We start from the raw sequence: 20742 nt of genomic DNA, 5'->3' as shown, positions 1-20742 counted from the left end.
TGAGGATCGATAAGATTATGCTTCAAGCAAAAGACTGTAGAGCGCCGATCTGATTTTATCAGATCGAAACGCGCTCTGTGGGAGGAGGAACCATGCCGCAAGTCTTGGAACAACAGCAGGTCACAGCGACCGATGCAGCGCTGGAGCTGATCGCTGAATTGCAGGCTGAATATGGACCGATTATGTTCCACCAGTCTGGCGGTTGCTGCGATGGGTCATCGCCGATGTGCTATCCGCAGGGCGATTTGCTGCTGTCTGACGCTGACGTGAAGCTCGGCGAAATCGGCGGCGCACCATTTTATATCAGCGGTTCGCAATATGAGGCATGGAAACACACTGAACTGATCATTGATGTCGTTCCCGGACGCGGCGGCATGTTCTCGCTCGATAATGGTCGTGAAAAGCGCTTTCTCACCCGCTCAAAGATATGTTTGATTTAACTCTTTGCGTTAAATAGCAAAGCAGCTAGTAGATGATGCATATCACTTGGGAGAGAGTGCATTCCGGCCATGGCCGCATCCAATAAAAGAGCAACCATCCATGATGTGGCGCGTCTTGCCGGCGTGTCGATCAAAACCGTTTCGCGTGTTTATAATGACGAGCCGAATGTCCGCGACACGATCCGTGAGCGGGTAAAAGAGGCGGGTGCTGAATTGCGCTATCGCCCCAATGCCGCAGCGCGCAATCTGGTAGAGCGCCGCTCGCATCTCATCGGGCTTTTCTTTGAAAATCCGAGCCAGAGCTATGTCACGGAATTGCAGATCGGCGCGCTGGATCGTCTGCGCGGCACCCGCTACCGGCTTCTGATATTCCCCGTCGAGAACCGTGCAGATATTCGCGGCTCGCTGATCGAAACAGCGCACGCGTCCGGTCTTGATGGGATTATCGTAACGCCCCCCATGTCGGACGATCCGGAAATTTTGCAGGAGTTGATTGCATCCGCGATGCCGTTTACGCGTGTGGCGGGTGATTTTGGCGTGCATCCCACAGACAGCATTGCGATTGACGATGAGAAAGCAACCTGCGATCTCATGCAATATCTGCTTGATTTGGGACATAGGAAGATTGCAATCGTCCTTGGCGATCTTACGCATCGTTCAGCGCAGTTGCGCGTTGAGGGCTATCGCAAGATGCTGGATCAGGCGGGTATTACGCATAATTCTGATTATGAAGCGCAAGGCGGCTTCAGTTTCGCAAGTGGGTTGGAAGCAGGGCGAAAACTTTTATCGCTGCAAGACAGGCCGACGGCTGTTTTTGCCTCCAATGATGATATGGCGGCGGCGGTTCTTCAGATTGCCTATGATTATAAGATCGCCGTGCCTGACAATTTGACGATCGTAGGTTTCGATGACAGTGCCATTTCGAGCATGGTTTCGCCGCAGATTACCACCGTGCATCAGCCAATCCGCGAAATGACCTATGACGCAGTGGATATGTTGCTCAGCCAGATTGAAACCGGCGAAGCATCGCCTTCACGCCATATCGATTACAAGCTGATTATTCGGCAATCATCAGGCAAGGTTTCCAATTAAAAAATGGGCCGGTTTCCCGGCCCATTTTCTTTATGGCAGTTCAAGCCCTTTGGTCAGTTCCAGCGCCTGCCGTTCGAACAGACGGCGATAGATACCGCCGGGCTTGCGGATAAGCGCATCGTGATCGCCTTCTTCCAAAATTTGGCCCTTGTCGAAGACCAGCAAGCGGTCAAGCGCACGAACCGTTGAAAGCCGGTGTGCAATCACGAGCGTTGTGCGACCGATCATCAGCCGTTCCATAGCCTGCTGGATCAGCACTTCCGATTCTGAATCAAGGCTTGATGTCGCCTCATCCAGAATAAGGATCGGTGCATTGGCCAGAAACGCACGGGCAATCGCCACACGCTGACGTTCACCGCCCGAAAGCTTCACACCGCGCTCACCGACAAGTGTCGCATAGCCCTTTGGCAGACGCATGATGAAATCATGCGCGCTTGCAAGCTTTGCAGCTTCTTCAATCTCCGCCTGTGTTGCACCGGGGCGGGCATAGGCAATGTTTTCGGCCAGTGTGCGGTGAAACAGGATCGGTTCCTGCTGCACGATAGCAATCTGCGATCTAAGTGAAGCCTGTGTAACTTCGGCAATGTTCTGTCCGTCAATGCGGATCTCACCGCCACTGACATCATAAAGACGCTGGATCAGCTTGACGAAGGTCGTCTTGCCCGAACCTGAATGACCAACCAGACCAATCCGTTCACCGGCTTCGATCCTGACCGAAAAGTCGCGATACAGTGCTGCATCATGATTGCCATAATGGAAGGTGACGTTATCAAACGTGATCTCGCCATTTCCGATCCTGATTGCGCCAGCACCGGACCTGTCGGCAATGCCGTAAGGCTCGGCCTCAATCTGAACCAGTTCTTCCATGTCGTTGACCGAACGCTGTAGGTTGCGGATATGCATACCCACATCACGCAGATAGCCCTGCAACATGAAGAAGGCCGTCAGAACGAAGGTGATATCACCCGCCGTTGCCTGCCCTTGGCTCCAGAGATAGAGCGCAAAGCCAATCACCACACCGCGCATGATGAGCAGGTTTGCACCTTGAATAAAGCCGTTGAGCGTGCCGATCAGCCATGTGCGGCGTGTGCGCGAGCGCCATTTGGTAACGACTCGTGCAAGACGTCCGTCTTCGCGTGCTTCGGCACCGAATGCCTTCACAACCGCATTGCATGAAATGGCATCGGCCAGAGCACCGCCAAGTCGTGTATCCCAGCTGTTGGCAAGTGTTGCCGCAGGCGCAACAAAGCCCAGTGAAATCACAATCGTGCAGACGATGAAAAGCACAGAGCCGATTGCCACCAGCACGCCCATCATTGGCCAGTACCATGCAAGCAGTGCAACCGAGCCGAACAGCATCAGGATTGATGGCAGAAGCGCAAGCAGCAGCGTGTCATTGAGCAGATCAAGCGCCCACATACCGCGCGAAACCTTACGCACGGTCGATCCGGCAAAGGCATTGGCATGCCAGTCGGTCGAAAAGCGTTGCAGCTTGTGAAACGCGCTCGCGGCCATGTCACTCATGATCTTCAGCGTGAAGTCCGTGATGACATAAAAGGTCAGCTGACGTGTGATGAGCGCCAAAGCACCCAGCGCAAGCAGCATGATCAGCGCATGAATGGCTGCATCCCACGCCCCATCCTTGCCGAGTGAAAGGGCATCAACCAGCCGCCCTGAATAGAGCGGTGTGAGAACATCTGCGGCTGTTGCAAGCAGCATGCTGATGATGATCAGCGTCAGCCGCAGAGGCTGACTTCGCCAGTGGCTGAAGGTGTAGCCGAGGACGCTGCGGAAAACAGGCCCCCGGAAATTGATACGAAACCGGGCCATATGAATATTACCAGACCGCACAAGCGCGGATTCTGGTTCCTTTAAAAGCATTTTCAGCAAGAAGTGCGATGCGGTTTTGCGCCGGCACATGCGTGAAAACGAAGACAAAACAAACAGCTGCTAAGAGCTGCGGCAAATTTGGAAGTGTTTAGGAATGCGCCCTTTGGGAAAGGACAGTGAGGCCTTAGCCTCTATTGCGGGCCAAGGACTTAAAGCTCGGAAGCGCCCGCGTTGACACCGGGCACCGACGGAAATGGATAGACACGCATCTCATACCTCTTGCCAGTGTTTCAGATGTGTGCACAATAAATGAGCAAATCTATTTGCCAAGTGGCAAAATGCAGAAATTTGTTTTCGGCCTATTGAGTGTGGCAAAAATGCTGCCTTACAGCTTTCGGGGCCATGCGGCGAGCTTGCGCGCAAAATGCGCGATTGTTGCATGCAGGATCATGGTGAAGGCGGCCAGCACAAACAGGCTTGCAAACATCAGATCGACCTTGGCGCGGCCGTTAGCCAGCAGCATCAGATAGCCAAGGCCTTTCGATGCTCCCACCCATTCGCCGACCACAGCACCGATGGGCGCATAGACGGCTGCAAGGCTTAATCCTGACGCAAGCGAAGGGAAAGCTGCGGGAATGCGCACGCGAAACAGAATCTGCAAGCGTTTGGCACCGAGATTTTCAGCGGCATTGATCAGTGTCTGATCGGTTCGCTGCATTCCATCAAGAAAAGTGGAGGCGACTGGAAAGAAGATCATCAAAATGGTGACGGCAATTTTTGATGCCGGTCCATAGCCGAGCCAGAGGGTGAGGATCGGGGCCAGCGCAAAGATTGGAATCGCTTGAGAGAACACCAGCATGGGCATGACGAGCCGTTGTGCGATCGGCGACATCATCAGCGCGATAGCTGTGAGCACGCCAATGGCGGAACCCAGAAACAGCCCGCCCAGCACTTCGCCAAATGTCACGACGGCATTATCGGCAATCAGCTGCGCATTGGTAATCAGCGACTGCACAACGTCGAGCGGACCGGGCAGGATGAAGCGCGGCATCTGCCAGATGCTCACCACGGCCTGCCACAATATCAGCACAGCAATCGCCGACGAAAATCCGTCGGCGATGCGTTTTTTGCGCGAGCGAGGTATCACGCTCGTCATGCTCCTTTAAGGCCCATCGACCAGAAATCTGCTTCAAGCCTGCTGGCGGTTGCAAAAATCTGGCAGAGCTTTGGCCAGCGCGGACTGTTCTCGAAATCCGGGCCGAGGCGGTTCATTGCGGCCTGATCAAAAAGCCTGCCAACCGTGTGGCACATTTCCTGATAATCAGCGCCTGCATATGTGTCGATCCATTCCTGATAGGGCGTGCCGGTATGGGCAGTGGCCGCGAGATTGACGCCGATCTCGCCATAGCCATGCGCGCAGGGCACAAGTGCGGTCAAGAGGTCGAGGAAATCGCCTGCCTGTCCGCAATCGAGCACGTAACGCGTATAGGCGAGGTTTTCCGGCTCTTCACGCGTGTTGTAAAGATCGTCTTCACTGATGCCTTCGCGTGCACAGATGCCGACATGCAGCGGCAGTTCCGTGACAGTTAGTCCATGCATGATTTCGGCACAGAGCCGCGTTTCCTGCAAGCTGCCTGCCTTCACAACACCCAGCGCAAAGGCGCGGGCATAGTGATGCAGATAGACATAATCCTGCCTGAGATAATGCAGGAATGCCGATTTCGGCAGCGTGCCATCGCCCAGTCCGCGCACGAATTCATGATCGATATAGGGAGCCCAGTCTTCAAGCGTTGCGGCACGCAGGCGGGTGAATAGTTCGGATGAATAAAGCGGTTGAGTGGTCGTCATGGCTTGTCGCCTTTCGCATTCACATCAATCGCCAGTTTCTCAACCGGCAGGATCGAAGGCACGAGACCGTTTTCGTTGAGATAGGCTTCGTAGCGGTTCCAGCGTCCGTAATCGAGACTTGCGGGCGAGCGTGAGAAACGGGCCACTGTGTCTTTCCATGCGGGCTGGTTCAGTTCGCCTTTGAGTTCAGAACTATAAGACGCAAACAGATCGTAGCTTTGCTCCGGATGATTGACGATATATTGCGCGGCTTTTTCGGTGGCTGCAAGGAAGCGCGAAATCCTCTCCTTTTCCGCAGCATCGAGTTTGTTTGCATTGGCAACATAGACCAGCTCGTCATAGACCGGCACGCCTTCTTCCTCGACGAAGAAGCATTTGCCAGCAACCCCTTCAACCGCCATCTGGTTGAGTTCGATGTTGCGATAGGCGCCCATCACGGCATCGACCTGCTTTGACATCAACGCCGGTGCCAGAGAGAAATTCACATTGATCAGCTCGATATCAGAAAGTTTTATGTCGTGATTGCCGAGGATTGTGCCGAGCAGTGTTTCTTCAACGCCGGCTACCGAGAAGCCGATCTTCTTGCCTTTGAGATCGGCAATTGCATTGACGGAACCATCGTCACGCACCATCAGGCAGTTGAGCGGGGAATCGATAAGAGTACCAACGCGGATCAGCGGAATATCGGCGTGGACATCAAGATGCACCTGCTGCTGATAGGAAATTGCGAGATCAGCCTGTCCAGCCGCAACCATTTTGGGCGGCACGGATGCATCCGCAGGGGCGATGATTTCCACATCAAGACCCGCATCCTTGAAGTAACCGAGCTTGTCGGCCACGATAATCGGGCCATGATCAGGGTTTACATACCAGTCGAGTATGAGTTTGAATTTGTCGTTTGCTTCTGCTGCCTGCGCTGTCATCAGGGCGAACGAAGCCGTGGCGCTGAAAAGCGCAGCAAAAATCAGTTTTTTCAATGTTTCCTCCTGAAACTAAATTACATAGGGGCGTGTAACTTCGATCCATTCCCGCACGCGGGCTTCGGGATCGGGATTGAGAGTGATGTCGGTGACGACTGAAACAATGTCAGCACCTGCATTAAAGACGCTCGGCGCACGATCCACATTCATGCCGCCAATGCCAACGAGCGGAATATCGCCGAGGGTGGCTTTCCATTGACTGACGCGGTCCAGTCCTTGTTCATGCCATTTCATCTTTTTTAGAATGGTCGGATAGACCGGACCGAGTGCGATATAGGCAGGCCGTAGCGCTAATGCGCGATCAAGTTCTGCCTCATCATGGCTGGATACACCGAGCTTCACGCCGCTCGCGTGGATTGCATCAAGATCGGCGTCATCAAGGTCTTCCTGACCGAGATGGATGAAGTCGCAGCCTTCCTCAATAGCCAGTTTCCAGTAGTCATTAATGATGAGCTGGCAATCATAGCGGGCGCAGATGTCGCGGGCTGCGCGGATTTCGGTGCGCAATTCGCTATCGCTCTTATCCTTGATGCGCAGCTGCACGAGTTTGATGCCAAGCGGCACCATGCGCTCACACCAGCTGGCGCTGTCAAAGATCGGGTAGAACGGATCAAGGGCCATTACACAAACGCCTTTCCGATAAGGGGGGTGGAGGGGGCAGCCATGTCGCGGGCTTCAATCGGGTCCGCTTCATAGGCGATGCGACCGGCTTCAACAGCGAGCGCAAAAGCGCGGGCGATGGCGGCGGGATCACCCGCTTTGGCAACGGCGGTGTTGATCAGCACGGCATCAAAGCCAAGCTCCATGGCGGTTGCAGCGTGCGATGGCACACCAATCCCTGCATCCACAACCAGTGGAATATCGGGGAAATGCGCGCGCATGGTTTTCAGCGCATAAGGATTGTTGAGACCGCGACCTGAACCAATCGGCGCACCCCAAGGCATCAGCACCTTGCAGCCTGCCTCAATCAGTTTTTCCGCCACCACCAGATCGTCATTCATATAGGGAAAGACGTCAAAACCGTCGTCGCAGAGAATACGCGCTGCTTCGACCAGCCCGAATGGATCGGGTTGCAACGTGTCGTGATCGCCGATGACTTCAAGCTTGATCCAGTTGGTGCCGAAAACTTCCCGCGCCATTTTTGCCGTGGTCACAGCTTCCCGCGCCGTGTGACAGCCTGCCGTGTTGGGCAGAACCGACACACCCAAATCTTTGATGAGGGTCCAGAAGTCCTGACCTGCACGCTGGTTCCCGCTCTCGCGCCTAAGCGAGACCGTCACGATTTCCGTCTTGGACGCGCGAACGCTGTCGGCAAGAATAGCGGGTGATGGATATTGCGCCGTTCCCAAGAGCAGGCGGCTATCAAATGTTTTTCCGTAAAATTCCAGCATCTTAGCCTCCCTGCATGGGGGCGAGAACTTCGATACGGTCGCCTTCGGTGATCAGGGTTTCCTCGCGCTCGTCGCCTGCAATGAATTCACCGTTGAGCGCGGTTGCCACCACCGCCTCATCAAGTTCGATTTCTGCAAGCAAAGCGAAAAGATTGGTGCTCGTGGTCTCAAAGACCTCGCCATTCAGAACAATGGTCATGCCATTTCCTCTAAAAATTCTTGTCCTTGTTCGGCCCCGGTTGCTGCTGCAACCGCCATGCGTGCAACCGCAGGCGAGAGCAGAAAGCCGTGCCGGTAAAGCCCGTTGACATAGATTGTTTGGCCACGCTTGCGCACACGCGGCAGATTGTCGGGGAAGGCGGGGCGGGCATCGACGCCGGTTTCCAGAATTTCTGCCTCGCCAAAGGCAGGATGCAGTGCATAGGCGGCACTTAGCATTTCAAGTGTCGAGCGAACGCTGATACCGCCCCGTTCATCGCTTTCGATCATGGTTGCGCCGATCATGTGGATGCCGTCGCCACGCGGTACGATGTAAAGCGGAATGCGCGGATGCAGCAGGCGCACAGGACGCGAAAGATTGATGTCGCGCGAGCGGACAATCAGCATTTCGCCCTTCACACCGCGCAGATCGGTAAGCTGATCGCGTGCTGCCAGACCACGTGCATCAACCGTTATATCTGTGTCGATTTTGACGTCTTTCGCATCTTGTCCGAGATGAAAGACCACGCCTTTCTTTTGCAGGTTTTCGGCAAGCTCAATCAGTGTTTCCCGTGGGCTGAGATGGCCTTCTTGCGCAAAGAAAAGCCCCTGCCGGAAACGGCCTGCAAGGTCCGGTTCCAGTGCATCAATCTGTTCTTGATCAATCGTATCAAAGGCTTGGGTGCGACGGGCAAAGCGGCGAAGCTCGGTTGCATCGCGATTATGCGATATGACCAGCGTGCCCTTGCGATGGACCGTTGAGACATGCCGTTCCCACCAGCCAATCGCCTCTTGTCCCAGTCTGACGACGGGTTCTTCCGCACTCTCGCCTTCGCACCATGGTGCCAGCATGCCGCCTGCAAACCATGAGCAGCAGTCAGCGCCGATTGCGGTGCTTTTCGCAATCACGGTGACAGCATGTCCCTGATCGTTAAATTCCGCAGCGCAAGCGAGACCAGCAACGCCAGCGCCAATGATGGTGACGCGCATCACACTGTCTCCCATAAATTATGAAAGTGATGCACGGGCCCATGGCCGCTGCCGACTTGCAAGCTGTTTGCCGCTCGGATGGCCGCTTGCAGGTAGCTGTGCGCTTCTTGAAGTGCCTGTTCTAAGACCAAGTTTTTGCCAAGGCCGGCTGCAACGGCTGACGAAAGCGTGCAGCCTGTACCGTGGGTGTTCTGTGTGTCGATACGTGGCGCTTCCAGTCGGATTGTCGGCAGATCGGTACGGATGAGGAGGTCAGTGCAGACGTCGCCTTCGGCATGTCCGCCCTTCATGAGCACGGCCTTTGCGCCGAGCTTGAGCAGGGCGCGCCCCTGTTCTTCCGCCTCATCGTCATTGCGCGCAGTTGCACAATCGAGCAGGCAGGCAGCTTCCGGCCTGTTGGGCGTCAGAACGCTTGCAAGTGGGATCAGTTCATCGCGCAATGTCGAGATCGCGGCCTCGCTTAAAAGCCGGTCGCCGGATTTCGCGACCATCACCGGATCAAGAACCACCGGTCTGGAGAATGATGCAAGGCCCTTGGCGATGGCCAGAATGGTTTGCGGCACGGAAACCATACCGATTTTGACGGAAGCCACATTGAGATCGCTGAAGACGGCATCGATTTGCGCAGCAACGATTTCAGACGGAATGTCATGGACAGCTGTGACGGCCAGTGTGTTCTGCGCTGTGATTGCGGTGATCACGCTCGCGCCATAGACGCCGAGCGCTGAAAAGCTCTTGAGATCAGCCTGAATGCCCGCGCCGCCGCTGCTGTCGGAGCCGGCAATCGTCACGCAGATAGGCACGGATGCGCCACTGCTTGCTTTGGTTCGGGAGAGGCTTTGTCTTAAGTCCATCATGTCGTCTCTCATTCCGAACGGAAAATTGAGACGTCATGAACTTGCTTTTGGGGCTTTGCCCCATGGAGGATATTTCCTCCTTGTTCGCGACGCGCCAAACTCCGTTCCCTACGCAGGTATTACCCGGATCAGGTTCAATGGGTTAACGCGATCAGCGTCTCTCAGCCTCTGATGAGGCACCCCAACGAATTTTGTGCTTTAGGCATAGGACGGAACGGCAGGTGGGTCAAGCAGCCTTAAGAATTGCAATCTGCAAATAAATTTATAAGCACCCCAATTTTCTATATGACTTTTTAAATAACCATGCGTTAAATCAATGCAGGGGAGAATGTCGTCCATTGCAGACGACTTACTTTATTCCTGGAGACATCCTCTCGCGGGGAGATTGGATCAGGGCCAGTCTGATGAGGGGACAATGATGAGGAATCGGGAAGCCGGTGGGGCTCACTCGGACGCTGCTTTGGTGCGCACATCCGAAGAGGATTTTCGCATTCTCTTTACAACGCACCCGACACCTATGTGGGTGTATGATCCAAAGACATTGCGTTTTATCGTGATGAATGAAGCGGCTTACGCGCTTTATGGATACCCGGCTCACAAAATACCTGAGATGACGGTTCTGGATATTCGTCCGCAAGCCGAGCGGGACCGGATGCTGGATGCTGTGCGCAGTGGAAGTGATCTGGAGCGGCCCGAAGGCTGGCAGCACCTCAAAGCCAATGGCCAGATCATTGATGTTGTGACCTATGGGCGTGAGGTCATCTTTGAAGGCAGGCGGGCAATTCTTGCGATCGTGCAGGATATGACCGCGCTTGAGGAGGCCAACCGTCAGGCGAGCCATACCCAGTCGTTGCTTGATGGCCTTATCGACAATATGCCGCTTGGCGTCTTCATCAAGGACATGCAGGACAAAGGCCGTTACCTTCTCTATAACAAGGCTGCATCCACGATAAGCGGTTATAAAATTCAGGATGTAATTGGCTCAATTGATACGGAAGTTTTCCCACGTGAGGAAGCAAAGCTTCTGACGCAGCAGGATCGTCTGGCGATGCGCCGCGAGGGTGTTTTGACCCTTGAGCGTGATATTCGTAGCGCGGACGGGACGCCACGCAGGCTGCGGATCATCAAGCGTCCAATCCCACCCGTTGATGGTGGCAGTTCACGTTATCTGATTGGGCTCATGGAAGATATTACCGAGCGCACACAGACCGCACAGCGCATGACACATGTTGCCATGCACGATAGTCTGACCGATTTGCCGAACCGCGCCTATTTTTCACAATATATTGAAACTATTCTGAAAAAGGGTGAGCGCGCACCGGCATTTGCGCTGTTCTATCTTGATATCGATCACTTTAAGACCATCAACGACAGCAGGGGCCACCAGATCGGCGATTTGCTGCTCACGCAGGTGGCCGCACGCCTCAAGAGCATCACAACCTGCGAGCAGTTTTTGGCGCGTTTGGGTGATGATGAGTTCGCCTTTATCTTCCGCAGCGATACGATTTCCCAGATTGCAATGTTTGCTGATTGCCTTCTTTCGTCCTTTCAGGATCCATTTGATCTTGGTGATACAATGGAATTCGTCTCTTGCAGTGTTGGCATCGCCCATGCCCCTTTGCATGGCGAGGATCCTGACGCGCTGATGCTGAGTGCTGATCTTGCGCTTTATGCTGCCAAGGCTGATGGCCGCAGGACGTTCCGTTTCTACCAGCATTCGCTGCGACTGGCCGTCGAAAAGCGCCACGCCATGACTTCCGATCTGCGGATGGCGTTGGCCGCGCAGCAGTTTGAGCTCCATTATCAGCCGATTTTTAATCTCGAATCAGGGCGTATATCCGGTTTTGAAGCTTTGCTGCGCTGGCGTCATCCATCGCTGGGCATGGTGTCGCCGGTCGAATTTATTCCGGTTGCGGAGGAAGCCGGTCTGATAGGGCCGATCGGAGACTGGGTGCTCAGGCAAGCTTGTCGCGAGGCTGCATCTTGGCCAGCCGATATCAAGGTTTCCGTCAATCTTTCTCCGGTGCAGTTCAATCAAAGCTTTCTGCTTGATTCGGTGACAGATGCTCTTGACGCTGCGGCTCTGTCTCCAGCGCGTTTGGAACTTGAAATCACGGAATCGGTGTTTCTTAAAAACAGCAAACATAACATTGAACTCTTATTCGAGTTGCGTCGTTTGGGCGTGCGGATTGCCATGGATGATTTCGGAACCGGCTATTCATCGCTAAGTTATCTGCGCTCGTTCCCGTTCGACAAGATCAAGGTGGATCGCAGTTTCGTGTCGGGTATCGAGCTTGATACCCGCGATCTTGCGATCATTCAGGCCGTGGCCACACTGGGTGCTGGCTTTCAGATTGTCACGACGGCCGAAGGCGTGGAAACCACGCAGCAACTTGAATGTTTGCGAAAACAGAATTTCGGTGAAGTACAGGGCTTTCTGATGGGGCGTCCGATGCCTGCAACTGAGGTGCCTGAATTCATTCAGACCCGCTGCGGATCGATTCTCGCTGCAATGCATCCTCAAAACGAAATGGTCGTCTGAAAATCATTTCGGTATAAGACTTGACCTTCCAACGGTTGGAAGGGTTATGTATTCATGCAACTCACGAATTCGCTCTTGATAAAAGAGCTGGAAGGGATTGCCATGAACAAGCCAGTCAAACCCGAAAACACAAGTTTCGCTATTCCCGTCGAGGGGATGAGCTGCGCCTCCTGCGTGTCTTCCGTTGAGAAGGCAGTCGCGAAAGTGCCGGGCGTCGACAAGGTGTCCGTCAACCTCGCAACCGAGCGCGCCGATGTGACCTTCAAGGCTGCGCCTGACATGCCCGCTGTCATCGATGCGATCCGCAAGGCGGGTTATGATGTGCCATCGGGAAGTGCCGATCTTGCCATTGAAGGCATGAGCTGCGCTTCCTGTGTGAGCAAGGTTGAAAAGGCATTGAATGCGGTGCCGGGCGTAACCCGTGCCAGCGTTAATCTTGCGACTGAACGCGCGCGTGTTGAACTTGCGGGGCAGGTGCCACTGGGCGACCTTATCAAGGCGGTTGAAAACGCGGGCTATGAAGCCCGTTCTCTCGAAGAAGCGCTGAGCGATGCGAAGCAGGAAACGCAATCCGACAAACGCGATGCCGAAGCGCTTGATCTGAAAAAGAACGCTATCTTTGCTGCGGTTCTGACACTGCCGGTTTTCATTCTGGAGATGGGATCGCATCTTATTCCAGCGGTGCACATGCTGGTCATGGATATGATTGGAACGCAGAACAGCTGGTATTTCCAGTTTGTGCTGACCATGCTTGTGCTTTTTGGCCCCGGCATGCGCTTTTTCAAAAAAGGTATCCCAGCCCTTCTGCGCGCAGCCCCCGATATGAACTCGCTGGTTGTGGTCGGCACAACTGCCGCCTGGGGCTTTTCGGTTGTTGCGACCTTCTGGCCAGATATTCTGCCTGTCGGTACGGTCAATGTTTACTTTGAAGCTGCTGCCGTCATTGTCACGCTGATTCTGATTGGTCGCTATCTGGAAGCGCGCGCCAAAGGCCGAACTTCGGCGGCAATCAGCCGTCTCGTTGGCTTGCAGGCGAAGTCAGCACGCGTCGTGCGCAATGGTGAAACAGTTGATGTGTCGCTGGAAGATGTGCGCGCTGGTGATATTGTGCAGGTGCGCCCGGGTGAGAAAGTTCCGGTTGATGGTGCGGTGATCGAAGGCTCGTCCTATGTGGATGAATCGATGATTACCGGCGAACCTGTTCCTGTTGCCAAGGATGCGGGTGCAGAAGTTGTTGGCGGCACGATCAACAAGACGGGCGCCTTCACCTTCCGCGCCACAAAAGTTGGCCGGGATATGGTCATTTCGCAGATCGTGCGCATGGTCGAAGATGCACAGGCCGACAAGCTGTCCATTCAGGCGAAGGTCGATAAGGTCACTGGCTGGTTTGTGCCAGCCGTTCTGGCTGCGGCGGCTCTTACCTTCATTGCATGGCTTGTTATCGGTGGCACGGCCATGATGGGCTATGCGCTGGTCAACGCCATTGCGGTTGTTATCATCGCTTGCCCATGCGCTATGGGCCTAGCCACCCCGACTTCAATCATGGTCGGCACAGGTCGGGCCGCTGAATTTGGCGTGTTGTTCCGCCGTGGTGATGCGCTGCAAACCTTGCGCGATGCCTCGGTGATTGCGGTTGATAAGACCGGAACGCTGACACAGGGAAAGCCAGCACTGGCGCATTTTGCTGTCGTTGATGGCATTGATCAGGACGAAGCGCTGGCGCTGGTTGCAGCGGTGGAAGTGCGCTCCGAACATCCGATTGCCGATGCCATTGTGGTGGCTGCAAAGGAAAAGGGCCTGAAGCTCGCCGATGTTTCTGCCTTTGAATCCGTTCCGGGTTTCGGGCTGAAAGCCACTGTATCGGGCCATGAAGTTGCCATTGGCGCTGATCGCTATATGCACAAGCTTGGGGCTGATGTTGCAGTCTTTGCCGATGATGCAAGCCGTTTGGGGGATGAAGGCCAGACCCCGCTTTATGCGGCAATCGACGGCAAGCTGGCGGCAATCATCACGGTTGCCGATCCGATGAAGGAAACCACGCCTGCCGCGATTGCCGCCATGCATGAGCAGGGGCTGAAAGTGGCAATGATTACCGGCGATAATCGCCGCACTGCCCAGGCGATTGCCAAGCGCCTTGGCATTGACGAAGTGGTTGCGGAAGTGCTGCCCGATGGCAAGGTTGAGGCTTTGAAGCGGCTGTCGGCTGGCGGCAAGCGCATTGCCTTTGTGGGTGATGGCATCAATGATGCTCCGGCGCTGGCTGCTGCCGATGTGGGCATTGCGATTGGCACCGGCACAGATATTGCGATTGAAAGCGCGGATGTCGTGCTTATGTCGGGTGACTTGCGTGGCGTGGTAAACGCGATTGCCATCTCCAAGGCAACGATCCGCAACATCAGCGAAAATCTGTTCTGGGCCTTCGCCTATAACGTGGCGCTGATCCCTGTTGCAGCGGGTATTCTTTATCCGTTTACCGGCACACTTCTTTCGCCGATGTTGGCGGCAGGTGCGATGGCGCTTTCCAGCATTTTTGTTCTCAGCAATGCGCTGCGCCTCCGGAGCTTCAAGAGCCCGATGGCTTGATCCTTTACCCTTGATCGGCAACCCTCTGGGTTGCCGATAGGTCTTTGGTTCTTTTACATGGTCGCCTCTGGATTTTTCCTTTTGCCGCCTATTTGTTTGGGCAGGCAGTGTTGTGTTGCCTGCAAAGCCATTTGCTGCAACACTTCCACCAAAATCAGGAATACCTCGAATTTCTCTATCCGTGCAGCTTTAGTCAGTCGAACTGCGATGCACGGCAGGGCCATGGTCACTACTCGAAGGGGGTAATGTCTTGCTTGTTTCTCTGACGGCTATTTTACTTTTATTGATAGGTCTTGGACTGGGTGCCGCAGGCATCTACCTTGTCACGCTGGGCGGCAGCTGGTTTTTCGTCATCGCTGCCATTGGCTTTCTTCTGACGGGCTTTTTCCTCCTCAAGAGAAGCGCAATTGCGCTTTGGATTTACGCGCTCGTCATTCTCGGCGCACTTGGCTGGGCTGTGTCTGAAGTCGGCTTCGACTGGTGGGGCCTTGGTTCAACAGGCGGCGTTATCGTTCTGCTTGGTCTATGGCTACTCACGCCATGGATCAGAAAACCACTCAATGGTGGCGGTTTGCCACTGACCATTGCCACACTGGCGGCTTTGGTGGTCGCCGGTTATTCGATGACGCAGGATCCGTGGAATATTTCGGGCGACCTGCCCACCGAAAAGGTGGTTTCATCACCTGATTTGGGTGGCAATGTGCCGGATGGCGAGTGGCATCAATATGGCCGTACGCCTTATGGCCAGCGCTATTCGCCCCTCACACAAATAACGCCGGAAAATGTTTCCAAGCTGCAAGTTGCCTGGCAATATCAAACCGGCGATGTGAAGCAGCCACAGGATGTGGGCGAAACCACCTATCAGGTGACACCGCTGAAAATTGGCGATTCCCTTTACCTCTGCACGCCGCACAACTGGGCGATTGCGCTGGATGCGGCAACCGGCAAGGAAAAGTGGAAATTCGATCCCAAGGTCGGCTTCAATACGGACCGTCAGCACCAGACCTGCCGCGGTGTGAGCTACTGGAAAGATTCGACCGCAGCCGCCGGTGCCAAATGTTCCGAACGCGTTTATCTGCCGACTTCGGATGCGCGCCTGATTGCGCTTGATACGCAGACGGGTGAAATTTGCACCGATTTTGCCAATGGCGGCACGCTCGATCTTGGTCAGGGCATGAAATATAATCCGGCCGGCTATTATTATTCGACCTCGCCGCCGGCAGTCGTTGGTGACAAGATTATCGTCGGCGGTGCGGTCAATGATAATTATTCGACCGAAGAACAGTCGGGCGTTATCCGCGCCTTCGATATTCGCACCGGTGATCTCTTATGGAATTGGGATTCGGGCAATCCTGATGTTACGACGCCTTTGCCGGAAGGCCAGTACTACACGACGAACTCGCCCAACAGCTGGTCAGTTTTCAGCGTCGATGAAGGGCTTGGCCTGATCTTCATTCCGCTGGGCAATCAGGTTCCTGATCAGCTTGGCATGGATCGCAGCGATCATGTTGAGAAATACTCGTCGTCTATTGTCGCCCTTGATGTGAATACGGGACAAGTCAAGTGGGTGCGCCAGACGGTTCACCACGATCTTTGGGATATGGACGTTCCTGCTCAGCCGGTTCTGCTGGAGATCAACGGTGTACCGGCACTGGTTGGTCCAACCAAGCAGGGCGATATTTATGTGCTGGACCGCCGAACGGGTGAGCCAATCATCCCGATCAGCGAGATTGCAGCACCAACAGGCGCGATTCCGGAAGATCATACATCCCCAACGCAGCCGATCTCTGATCTGACATTCAGCCCGGCACCGCTTACAGAAAGCAGCATGTGGGGCGTGACACTGTTTGATCAGCTGGCATGCCGCATTGCTTTCCGCCAGCATTTCTATGAAGGCCGTTACACGCCGCCTTCACTGAAGGGCACCATTGTCTATCCGGGCAATTTCGGTGTCTTCAACTGGGGCAGCGTTGCGGTCGATCCTGTGCGTCAGGTTATGTTCGGTATGCCGACTTATCTGGCCTTTACCTCAAAGCTCGTCCCACGTGCGGATGTTCCGCCACGCGGTCAGGATGAGAAGGGCAGCGAACAGGGTCTGAACCGCAATGACGGCGCACCTTATGGCGTCTTTATGGGGCCATTCGTCAGCCCGCTGGGCATTCCGTGCCAGACACCGCCATGGGGCTTTGTTGCGGGGGTTGATCTGCGCACCGGCAAAATTGCCTATAAGCACCGCAATGGGACAATCGAGGATATGGCGCCTGTTCCTCTGCCGCTTAAAGTTGGTGTTCCCGGTATTGGTGGCCCGATGATTACGGCTGGTGGCGTGGTGTTCCTTGGTGCAGCCGTGGATGACTATCTGCGTGCTTATGATCTCACCAATGGCAAGGTGCTTTGGGAAGCACGCCTGCCTGCGGGTGGTCAGTCAACACCAATGACCTATACCGTTGATGATGAGCAATATGTGCTGATGGTTGCCGGTGGTCATGGTTCGGTGGGCACGAAGCCCGGCGATTATGTGATCGCTTACAAGCTGCCGAAATAACACCGCTTATCAAACGAAAACGCCGGTATTTCCCGGCGTTTTTTCGTTCAAAGCTTTCCGTGCAGCAGTTCACCTTTTCGTGGCATTTTTCGGTGGGACTGTTCGGCGTTGCTGTTGGCCAGCTCCTGAATGATCGGGCAGTCGGGGCGATTATCCCCATGGCAGTTATGCGCGAGGTGACGCAACGTGTTGGCCATGTCCTGAAGCTGGCGCATCTTGGCCTCCAGTTCTTCAACATGAATAAGCGCAACCTTCTTCACATCCGATGATGCACGATTGCGATCCCGCCAGAGCGCGAGCAGTGCTTTGATCTGATCGACCTGAAATCCGAGATCACGGCTTGAGCGAATAAAGCGCAGCGTTTCGACATCTTTTTGCGTGTAGACGCGATAGCCGGAACTGGTCCGATCGGCGGCGTCGATCAGTCCGATGGCTTCATAATGGCGGATCATTTTCGCCGATATGCCCGATGCGGTGGCTGCCTGTCCGATATTCATCCCGTTCCTCGCCGCTTATAGAGCATTTCCTGTTTTGATTGAATTATTGGAAATGCTTTCTCTTTGCCAGCATATAGGAACGCTTACTCGCTATTTATAGATCTAACCCGGAATTTGTCCCATACGTTTTGCAAGCAGACGTTCAAGCGCCTGAAAGCCATCGAAAATCAAAATAGCAAGCGCGGCCACCACCAGACCGCCTTGCATAATGAAAGCCAGATTGTTGGAAATTAGCCCGGCGATGATGACTTCGCCGAGCGTCTTTGCTGCGACCGTGGAGCCGATTGTGGCGGTTGCAAGTCCGATCACCGCAGACAGCCTGATGCCGCCCAGAATGACCGGTGTTGCAAGGGGCAATTCCACTTTTACAAGGCGCTGCATGCTGGTCATTCCCATGCCGCGGGCAGCTTCGACCACGGGCGCGGGTAGGGTGGTCAAACCTGTGAGCGTATTCTCAAAAATTGGCAACATCCCATAAAGAAACAGGGCGATAAGTGTTGGCTTATCGCCAAAACCAAACACCGGAACGGCAAGGGCGAGCACGGCAACAGGCGGAAAGGTCTGCCCGATATTCACAAGGCTTCGTGAAAGCGGAAGAAACTCCGCACCCGATGCACGCGTAACCCCGATTGCCATTGCAGTGGCGATGAGCGCTGAAGCACATGTTGCAGCGGCGACAAGCCCAAGATGCTGCAATGTCAGGGTCAGCAGACTTGCGCGCTCATAAATGACCGGTGCGCCTTCATTGACAAGCGGACGCAACAGCGGTTCGAACATATGCGGATGCAAAAGAAACAGCAACAACACGACAAAAAGCAGCAGGCGCGGCGCGAGATACACAAGAAACTTCATCTGGGACGCTCGGCCTGATGCAGAAGTGTTTCCAGCGTCACGCGGCCCAGAGACCTGCCGTCATGATCGTGAACCGGCAGCGCTTTACGCCCTGACCAAAGCAGCTCCGCCAGTGCATCGCGCAGCGACGCTGTGACGGGAAAGGCTGCGCCTGTGGCGTCTCCCGGTTGTAGCACCGTTTTAAGGTCGGTTAATGACAAAAGCCGGAACGGGCGTTCACCGGTGCCGACCAGACGCTCCACGAATTCGCTTGTCGGATGTGCGAGGATTTCCGCCGGTGCGCCATATTGCAGCAACTTTCCATCGTCCATCACCGCAATACTGTCGCCAAGCGAAATCGCTTCCTCCATATCATGCGTAACCAGCAGGATGGTCGTGCCAAGACGTTTTTGGATGGCTTTGAGATCTTCCTGTGCCTTCAACCTGACAATGGGATCAAGTGCTCCGAAAGGTTCGTCCATCAGCAGAATATTCGGGCTTGCTGCAAGGGCGCGGGCCACCCCGACACGCTGCGCCTGCCCGCCTGAAAGCTCATGCGGATAACGGTCGCGATAATCTTGCGGCGCAAGCTGGAATAATTCGAGCAATTCATCGACACGGGCTTCTATACGGCTTTTTGACCAGCCTAAAAGAACAGGAACCGTGGCGATGTTTTCGGCGACGCTGCGATGGGGGAAGAGCCCATGTTGCTGGATGACATAACCGATACGCCGCCGCAGTTCATAGCCTGGCACATCGTGAATAGTTTGGCCGTCAATGCGGATTTCGCCATGTGTTGGCTCCTCCAGCCGGTTGACCATGCGCAGCAAGGTTGTTTTGCCCGAGCCGGACGTTCCGACAATCGCTGCAATGCTGTGCGGCTTGATCATGAAGCTGACGCTGTCAACGGCTGCCCGTCCGTTATAAAGCTTGGTAATGCGGTCAAACTCGATCATGCGGTTTTCTCTTTTTGGGCAATGTCTATGATGGTATCGAGAATGACACCCGCAGCAAAGGCCAGCAGAACGGTGGGGAGCGCGCCCAAAAGCACGAGATCCATGGCGTTCTGTCCAATGCCTTGAAACACGAAAACGCCAAAACCGCCGCCGCCGATCAATGCAGCAATGGTGGTCAGTCCGATATTCTGAATCATCACGATGCGAATGCCAGTCAGAATGACCGGAAAAGCCAGAGGCATTTCGGTTTTAAAAAGGCTTTGCAACCGCGTCATGCCCATGCCGCGCGCCGCATCGGTGATGGGTGCAGGAACATTGGTCAGGCCTGTCACGGTATTGGCAACAATTGGCAGCAGCGAATAAAGAAACAGCGCAACAAAGGCTGGCGCGGCACCAATGCCGCGAATGCCAAGGCTGGCCGCCCACGGAAACTGCATTGCAAACCAGCCAAGCGGAGCGATCAACAGCCCGAAAAGCGCCATGGACGGGATTGTCTGCACGATGTTGAGACTGTTGAGAACATATGCGCGCAATCTGGGCAGGCGATAGCAGACGAGACCGAGGGGGACGCCGATCACGGTTGCGGCAATAAGCGATCCCAGGGCCAGTTCCACATGTCGGCGCGCTTCGTTCCAGAAACTCTGTGCCCGGCTTTGATATTCCTTCATAAAGGAAATGTTGTCCCAGAGCGTAGACGATAACAGCAACCCCAAGAGCACGGTTGCAAAAAGCAGCAGCCCGATGCGGGCGAGCGGTTGCATCTGCAAGCGCACCAGACTGTCAGCCACATAAAGCCCAGCCATGAAAAGCAAAAGCCAGAAGCCTGAGGCGGGCGAAACACGGGCATAGGCGTTGCCCTCCGGCATGAGGTGGGACGCCGCACTTCCCAGCGCCACAAGCAAACATGCAAGGGCAATGCTGCTTGCGGCAAGCCTGAGAAGCCGGGTGTTGACAAACAGCGCAATCATCAGGCTTGCTACAAGGACCGCGAGAAGCACCGCGCTCACTGAACTTGGCAAGGCATCCAACAGGAAGCGTGCCTCTCCCTGCACAATACGGTTTGGACGCAATGTCGCAAAAGGCAGCAGCACTCCGCCCATGCCCAAGACCGCGAAAACCAGTCCGAGTTTGTCAATCAAACGTTTTTCAGTCCCGTGCGATG

At 54.9% G+C, this 20742-nt stretch carries 19 protein-coding genes and 1 riboswitch; of the genes, 5 read left to right on the top strand and 14 right to left on the bottom strand.

The window, feature by feature from the left end:
• Positions 1–92: 92 nt before the first annotated feature.
• Together VBH83_RS12205 and VBH83_RS12200 are read left to right on the top strand one after the other, a co-directional pair.
• Positions 93–440, top strand: a complete 348-nt coding sequence (locus tag VBH83_RS12205) for a DUF779 domain-containing protein (protein ID WP_265982771.1) — start codon at positions 93–95, stop codon at positions 438–440.
• Between the two features lie 69 nt (positions 441–509).
• Positions 510–1532 (top strand): LacI family DNA-binding transcriptional regulator, encoded by a 1023-nt coding sequence (locus tag VBH83_RS12200; protein WP_265982772.1) that lies wholly within the window; start codon positions 510–512, stop codon positions 1530–1532.
• 30 nt (positions 1533–1562) lie between these two features.
• On the opposite strand, the gene VBH83_RS12195 is transcribed toward VBH83_RS12200, so the two are convergent.
• The 9 genes from VBH83_RS12195 to thiD all read right to left on the bottom strand — a co-directional run bounded on the left by VBH83_RS12195 (position 1563) and on the right by thiD (position 9623).
• On the bottom strand, positions 1563–3362 hold the full coding sequence (locus tag VBH83_RS12195; protein ID WP_265982773.1) for an ABC transporter ATP-binding protein: 1800 nt from the start codon (positions 3360–3362) through the stop codon (positions 1563–1565).
• Positions 3363–3747: 385 nt separating this feature from the next.
• Complete coding sequence (locus VBH83_RS12190) at positions 3748–4518, bottom strand: ABC transporter permease (protein ID WP_265982775.1); 771 nt, start codon at positions 4516–4518, stop codon at positions 3748–3750.
• Entirely contained in the window at positions 4515–5210 is a 696-nt protein-coding gene (gene tenA / locus VBH83_RS12185; RefSeq protein WP_265982777.1) for a thiaminase II, read from the bottom strand. Before tenA ends, VBH83_RS12190 begins: the two co-directional genes overlap by 4 nt.
• The gene (locus tag VBH83_RS12180) at positions 5207–6187 is read right to left on the bottom strand and encodes an ABC transporter substrate-binding protein (protein WP_396997896.1); all 981 of its coding nucleotides are present in this window, start codon (positions 6185–6187) and stop codon (positions 5207–5209) included. Before VBH83_RS12180 ends, tenA begins: the two co-directional genes overlap by 4 nt.
• Before the next feature lie 15 nt (positions 6188–6202).
• On the bottom strand, positions 6203–6811 hold the full coding sequence (locus VBH83_RS12175; RefSeq protein WP_396997894.1) for a thiamine phosphate synthase: 609 nt from the start codon (positions 6809–6811) through the stop codon (positions 6203–6205).
• Positions 6811–7581 carry a thiazole synthase gene (locus VBH83_RS12170; protein ID WP_265982783.1) on the bottom strand — a complete coding sequence of 257 codons (771 nt, stop codon included), beginning with the start codon at positions 7579–7581 and terminating at the stop codon, positions 6811–6813. Before VBH83_RS12170 ends, VBH83_RS12175 begins: the two co-directional genes overlap by 1 nt.
• 1 nt (position 7582) lies before the next feature.
• Positions 7583–7780 carry a sulfur carrier protein ThiS gene (thiS, locus tag VBH83_RS12165; RefSeq protein ID WP_265982785.1) on the bottom strand — a complete coding sequence of 66 codons (198 nt, stop codon included), beginning with the start codon at positions 7778–7780 and terminating at the stop codon, positions 7583–7585.
• Positions 7777–8769, bottom strand: coding sequence for a glycine oxidase ThiO (gene thiO, locus VBH83_RS12160; RefSeq protein ID WP_265982786.1), 993 nt, complete (start codon positions 8767–8769; stop codon positions 7777–7779). Before thiO ends, thiS begins: the two co-directional genes overlap by 4 nt.
• The gene (gene thiD, locus VBH83_RS12155) at positions 8769–9623 is read right to left on the bottom strand and encodes a bifunctional hydroxymethylpyrimidine kinase/phosphomethylpyrimidine kinase (protein WP_396997904.1); all 855 of its coding nucleotides are present in this window, start codon (positions 9621–9623) and stop codon (positions 8769–8771) included. Before thiD ends, thiO begins: the two co-directional genes overlap by 1 nt.
• Before the next feature lie 91 nt (positions 9624–9714).
• Positions 9715–9820, bottom strand: a riboswitch (TPP riboswitch).
• 224 nt (positions 9821–10044) lie between these two features.
• Between thiD and VBH83_RS12150 the strand changes: the two genes are divergently transcribed.
• The gene (locus VBH83_RS12150; protein WP_265983828.1) at positions 10045–12168 is read left to right on the top strand and encodes a bifunctional diguanylate cyclase/phosphodiesterase; all 2124 of its coding nucleotides are present in this window, start codon (positions 10045–10047) and stop codon (positions 12166–12168) included.
• 102 nt (positions 12169–12270) lie between these two features.
• A complete protein-coding gene (locus VBH83_RS12145; RefSeq protein ID WP_396997891.1) occupies positions 12271–14751 on the top strand; it encodes a heavy metal translocating P-type ATPase in 2481 nt (826 codons plus the stop codon).
• A 53-nt stretch (positions 14752–14804) separates the two neighbouring features.
• Here the strand turns inward: VBH83_RS12145 and VBH83_RS12140 are convergent, their stop codons facing one another.
• Positions 14805–14975, bottom strand: a complete 171-nt coding sequence (locus VBH83_RS12140) for a hypothetical protein (protein ID WP_265982790.1) — start codon at positions 14973–14975, stop codon at positions 14805–14807.
• 26 nt (positions 14976–15001) lie between these two features.
• On the opposite strand from VBH83_RS12140, the gene VBH83_RS12135 reads away from it, so the two are divergent.
• Complete coding sequence (locus VBH83_RS12135) at positions 15002–17296, top strand: glucose/quinate/shikimate family membrane-bound PQQ-dependent dehydrogenase (protein WP_396997889.1); 2295 nt, start codon at positions 15002–15004, stop codon at positions 17294–17296.
• Positions 17297–17343: 47 nt separating this feature from the next.
• Here VBH83_RS12135 and cueR read toward each other — a convergent pair whose 3' ends face one another.
• From cueR to VBH83_RS12115, 4 genes are all read right to left on the bottom strand, one after another.
• Positions 17344–17793, bottom strand: coding sequence for a Cu(I)-responsive transcriptional regulator (gene cueR / locus VBH83_RS12130; protein WP_265982793.1), 450 nt, complete (start codon positions 17791–17793; stop codon positions 17344–17346).
• Positions 17794–17895: 102 nt separating this feature from the next.
• The gene (locus tag VBH83_RS12125) at positions 17896–18645 is read right to left on the bottom strand and encodes an ABC transporter permease (protein ID WP_265982795.1); all 750 of its coding nucleotides are present in this window, start codon (positions 18643–18645) and stop codon (positions 17896–17898) included.
• Positions 18642–19580, bottom strand: coding sequence for an ABC transporter ATP-binding protein (locus VBH83_RS12120; protein WP_265982796.1), 939 nt, complete (start codon positions 19578–19580; stop codon positions 18642–18644). The genes VBH83_RS12125 and VBH83_RS12120 overlap by 4 nt, the downstream gene beginning before the upstream one ends.
• The gene (locus tag VBH83_RS12115; protein WP_265983830.1) at positions 19577–20680 is read right to left on the bottom strand and encodes an ABC transporter permease; all 1104 of its coding nucleotides are present in this window, start codon (positions 20678–20680) and stop codon (positions 19577–19579) included. The genes VBH83_RS12120 and VBH83_RS12115 overlap by 4 nt, the downstream gene beginning before the upstream one ends.
• Between the last annotated feature and the right edge of the window lie 62 nt (positions 20681–20742).

This window comes from Ochrobactrum sp. S1502_03 (assembly GCF_044435015.1).
Taxonomy (GTDB): Bacteria; Pseudomonadota; Alphaproteobacteria; order Rhizobiales; family Rhizobiaceae; genus Brucella; species Brucella chromiisoli.
Note: the sequence above shows the minus strand (reverse complement) of the source record. Positions and strands in the feature narration are given on the sequence as shown.